Genomic DNA, 4,735 nt, shown 5'->3' with positions numbered 1-4,735 from the left:
CCCCGAGCCGGGGCCGCTCGGCGGGGTGCTGGCCGGCGTCGGGACCTGGCTGGGCGCGGCCCCGACGCCGCCGTTGACCGTCGTGTTCGTGCACGGGTACTGCCTGAACCAGGACAGCTGGCACTTCCAGCGCGAGGCGTTCCGGGACGGCCTGCGGCTGGTCTTCTTCGACCAGCGCAGCCACGGGCGGTCCGAGCGTTCGCGCGGCTACCTCGCCGGGGAGCCGGCCTCGATCGACCAGCTCGGCGGCGATCTGGGCGCGGTCATCGACGCCGTCGCGCCGACCGGGCCGCTGGTGCTGGTCGGGCACTCGATGGGCGGGATGACCGTGATGGCCTTGGCCGACCAGCGGCCCGAGCTGTTCGCGGAACGCGTCGCGGGAGTCGCCCTGCTCGGCACCACCGCCGGGAACTGGCGCGACGTCACCTTCGGGCTGCCCGGCGTCGGGGCGAAGATGTTCCACCGGGTCGGCCCCGGCGTCATCAAGGCGCTGGGCCGTCAGGCGGGGCTGGTGGAGCGCGGCAGACGGCTCAGCAGCGAGCTGACGGCAGCCGTCTACCACCGATTCTCCTTCGGCACCGACGACGTCGATCCGGCCCGCGCCCGCTTCGCGCAGCAGCTGCTGGAGGCCACGCCGGTGGACGTGGTCGCGGAGTTCTTCCCCGCGTTTCCCGCCCACGACAAGACCGGCGCGCTCGCGGTGCTGCGTGATCTGCCGACGCTCGTCCTCGCGGGCGACCGGGACCTGCTCACGCCGCCCGCGCACAGCGAGGCCATCGCCGCGCAGTTGCCCGGCGCCGAGCTGGAGATACTGCCGGACACCGGGCATCTGCTGATGCTGGAGCGGCCCGAGCTGGTCAACTCCCGCCTGGCCCGGCTGCTGGAGCGCGCGGCCGCGCACTGCGGCGCCGCGCTGCCGCCCCCCGTGCACCTGCTCGCCGAGCACGCCTGAACCTGAACGACCAGTCGCACCACGGAAGGACCGCCGCACACCATGGGCAACGCCGCCACCCTCACCGTCCTGGACCCGGCCGCGATGCAGGAGCTCGGCCGCACCCTCGCCACCGTGCTGCGCCCCGGTGACCTGGTGCTGCTCTCCGGTGAACTGGGCGCCGGGAAGACCACGCTGACCCGCGGGCTCGGGGAGGGCCTGGGCGTGCGCGGCGCGGTCACCTCGCCGACCTTCGTCATCGCCCGGGTGCACCCCTCGCTGGTCGGCGGCCCGGCGCTGGTCCATGTGGACGCCTACCGACTGGGCGGCGGCCTGGACCAGATGGAGGACCTGGACCTCGACGTCTCGCTGCCGGAGTCGGTGATCGTGGTCGAGTGGGGCGAGGGCAAGGTCGAGGGACTGTCGGAGTCCCGGCTGGAGGTGCGCATCGAGCGCGCTCTCGGCGGCGAGGAGGGGCTCTCGCTGGAGCAGGACCTCGACCCGGACGTCCCGGACGTGCGCACGGTGACCCTCGACGGGATCGGCCCGCGCTGGGCGGAGGTCGACCTGGGTGCGCTGGCCGCCGCCCGCGCGTGACCGTGCGGTGATCCGCTCGGAGGGGTGAGGCCCGCCGGTCGGCGGTTGTGTTCCCGACGCGCTGTCGGGAAGATGAACCGAGCCAGCGCCGACACCCCTCGGGGAGACCGCATGCCCGGCATGACCCCCTTCATCCGTATCGTCACCGATGCCCAGGATCTTCCTGCGGCGTGCGAGGAGCCCGGCCAGCTGTCGGCGCCCGCGCCCGAGGTGACGGTGGCTCGGCTGCTCGCGTGCAGCGCCTCCGTGAAGGCGGTCTGTCAGCCGCCCGAGTGACGCATGGTCAGATCGCGTTAGCGGCCGTCGGCGACTGTAAAGGGATTTGTCGACCCGCTGCGGAATGTTGCCGATTGTTAAATTCGGCTTTGCCACCACTGCGCTCGGTAACACCGAGTCTCGCACTCTTGACCCACGGTTCATTCCCCGGTTCGATTCCCCCTGTCATAACAGGGGGTTCGTCAGATCCCACTGTTCTTGCGGCCCGGGGAGGATTTGTTCGATGCACATCAGGGGAGTAAACCGGCGCGCCGGTGTGGCGATGGCAGCGACCCTGCCGCTGATCGCCGCCGTCGTCGCCGCTGGATCGCCCGCCGTCGCCGCGTCGTCGCCCCAGGGGCACGCGGTCGCGGGCGGCAAGCCCGCGTGGGCCGCGGCCTCCGCGGACCGCGGACAGACCGCCGCGCACGACACGGTCGACGCCCGCGTCTACCTGACGGGTGATCAGGCCGGGCTGCAGCAGCTCGTCGCCCAGGTCTCGGACCCGACCAGCGCGGACTACGGCCACTACCTGAGCGCCGCTCAGGTCAAGCAGCGCTTCGGCGCCACCAAGGCGCAGATCGCCAAGGTCGTCGCCTGGCTGCACGGCGCCGGCCTGCACACCTCGGTCGACCCCGACGGCAACTACGTCGCCGTCACCGGTGACGTCGCCGCCGCCCAGCGCGCCTTCGGCGTGCAGCTGCACGACTTCGCGGTCTCCGGGCACGTCTACCGCGCCCCGACCGCCTCCCCGGTCGTGCCGGCCGCGGTGGCCGACACGGTGCTGACCGTCACCGGCCTGACCAACAAGCCGTCGATGATGACGCACGACGACACGCTGCCCGGCCCCGGCGCCGCGTTCGTCAACGCCGGTCCGTTCTCCAGCTACTACGGCTCCAACGAGGCCAAGACGCTGCCGAAGGCCTACGGCAGGACGGTTCCCTACGCCATCAAGGGCTACAACGGCCACCAGCTGCGCTCCGCCTACGGCGCGACGGCGACGGGCAAGACCGGCAAGGGCGTCACCGTCGCGATCGTCGACGCGTACGACTCGCCGACCATCAACGCCGACATCCGCACCTACGCCCAGCGCAACGGCGACGCGGCCTACAAGAGCGGCCAGTTCAAGCAGACCGACGCGGCCACCTGGACGCAGACCGCCGACAACCAGTGCGGCGCCTCCGGCTGGTACGGCGAGCAGACGCTCGACATCGAGGCGGTCCACGCGGTCGCCCCGGCGGCGAACATCCACTACGTCGGCGCGGCCTCCTGCCAGGACGCGGACCTGATCGACGCGCTCAACACCATCGTCACCAACCGGCTGGCCACCATCGTCTCCGACTCCTGGGGCGAGCCCGAGAACCAGAGCGACCCGGCCAGCGACGCCGTCTACGACGACATCTTCCTGCGCGGCGCGGCCGAGGGCATCGGCTTCTACTTCTCCTCCGGTGACAACGGCGACGAGGTCGCCAACACCGGTACGCGGCAGAGCGACATGCCCGCCTCCCTGCCGTACGTGACGGCGGTCGGCGGCACCTCGCTGGCCATCGGCAAGCGCGGCAACTACGAGTTCGAGACGGGCTGGGGCACCGGCAAGTCCACGCTCTCGGCCGACGGCAAGAGCTGGACCGGCTTCCCCGGCGCCTTCCACGGCGGTGCGGGCGGCGGCACCAGCGCGCGCGTCGCGCAGCCCTGGTTCCAGAAGAACCTCGTCCCCTCGGCGCTCTCGCACGCGAACGGCAACAAGTCCGCGATGCGCGTCGTTCCGGACGTGGCGGCGGTCGCCGACCCGACCACCGGCTTCCTGGTCGGCCAGACCCAGACGTGGCCTGACGGCACCGTCAAGTACGGCGAGTACCGCATCGGCGGCACCAGCCTCGCCTCCCCGGTCTTCGCGGCCCTCCAGGCGCTGGCGCAGCAGGAGCAGGGCTTCCCGCTCGGCTTCGCCGACCCGGCGATCTACGCCCGCCACGGTCTCTTCCACGACGTGACCGACCACCCCTTCGGCCCGAACGTCGGCCTGGCCGACGCCCGTGTCGACTTCGTGAACAGCGTCGACGCCTCCCAGGGCCTCGCGGTCTCGCTGCGGACCCTCGGTCAGGACTCCTCGCTGAACGCCACCAAGGGCTACGACGACGTCACCGGCGTCGGCAGCCCGAACGCGCGGTACATCGAGTCCTACAACTGGCGTGACCGGCACTGACGGCACTGACGGCACGGACGTGCTGACGCGCTGACGCGCGGCTGAACCGACGAGCGCCCCTCGCACCGATGGTGCGAGGGGCGCTCCGCGTTCGCCCTGTGGGCCCGCGCGGTCAGGCCACGACGACGACCTTGGTGTCGAAGGGCGCGAAGTCGAACAGCGCTTGACCGTCGGCCACGGTCTCGCGGATTCCGCCGGTCTTCTTGCTCGGGTCCGCTGCCGGAGTCGAGCCGTCGACCGCCGAGCTGAAACCGATGAAGATGCCCTCGCGGGTGGCGAAGCGCACGATGTTCTTCACCTGCTTGCCGTCCGAGCCGGCGATCGGTCCGGCGGTGGTGCTGGTGACCGAGTACGTGCCAGGGGCCGGGTCGACCGAGCCCGGCTGGACGGTGAAGGTCCGGGTCTGCCCCGACTGGGACGGGTCGACCAGCCACACCCGCTTCTGGCTCACCGAGTACACCAGGCGCTTGCCCGCGCCCGAGTCCTTCGGCACCGCGGCGGGCTTGCTCGGGCTCGCCTTGCCGGCCGGCGCGCTGCTGGCCGAGACGGCGGGCGTCTTCCCGCCCGGCGCGGCCGTGACCGAGGACGCGGAGCTCTTCGCCTGGACGGCGAGCACGGCGACGACGGCGAGGGCGCCGGCGGTCAGCACGGTGACGACCGAGCCCGAACCGAGTTTCGCCACGGGATCCTCCAACGGAGCGGCAAGCAGCAGTGGCCTTCGGGGCTAAGCCTCTCATCCTCCCACCCGT

At 72.0% G+C, this 4,735-nt stretch carries 5 protein-coding genes; 4 read left to right on the top strand and 1 reads right to left on the bottom strand.

What is annotated here, in order from left to right:
- The 4 genes from TR50_RS13760 to TR50_RS13750 all read left to right on the top strand — a co-directional run.
- On the top strand, positions 1–952 hold a 952-nt coding region (locus TR50_RS13760), incomplete at its 5' end, for an alpha/beta fold hydrolase (RefSeq protein WP_152648394.1).
- 42 nt (positions 953–994) lie between these two features.
- Positions 995–1,528 carry a tRNA (adenosine(37)-N6)-threonylcarbamoyltransferase complex ATPase subunit type 1 TsaE gene (gene tsaE, locus TR50_RS13755; RefSeq protein ID WP_042420194.1) on the top strand — a complete coding sequence of 178 codons (534 nt, stop codon included), beginning with the start codon at positions 995–997 and terminating at the stop codon, positions 1,526–1,528.
- A gap of 111 nt (positions 1,529–1,639) precedes the next feature.
- Positions 1,640–1,804 (top strand): hypothetical protein, encoded by a 165-nt coding sequence (locus TR50_RS46690; protein WP_160311111.1) that lies wholly within the window; start codon positions 1,640–1,642, stop codon positions 1,802–1,804.
- Between the two features lie 262 nt (positions 1,805–2,066).
- Positions 2,067–3,986 carry a S53 family peptidase gene (locus tag TR50_RS13750; protein WP_084700219.1) on the top strand — a complete coding sequence of 640 codons (1,920 nt, stop codon included), beginning with the start codon at positions 2,067–2,069 and terminating at the stop codon, positions 3,984–3,986.
- 112 nt (positions 3,987–4,098) lie between these two features.
- Here the strand turns inward: TR50_RS13750 and TR50_RS13745 are convergent, their stop codons facing one another.
- Complete coding sequence (locus TR50_RS13745; RefSeq protein WP_042420188.1) at positions 4,099–4,668, bottom strand: hypothetical protein; 570 nt, start codon at positions 4,666–4,668, stop codon at positions 4,099–4,101.
- Positions 4,669–4,735: the final 67 nt, after the last annotated feature.

Origin of the sequence: Streptacidiphilus anmyonensis, assembly GCF_000787855.1 — a bacterium.
Classification (GTDB): Bacteria; Actinomycetota; Actinomycetes; order Streptomycetales; family Streptomycetaceae; genus Streptacidiphilus; species Streptacidiphilus anmyonensis.
Note: the sequence above shows the minus strand (reverse complement) of the source record. Positions and strands in the feature narration are given on the sequence as shown.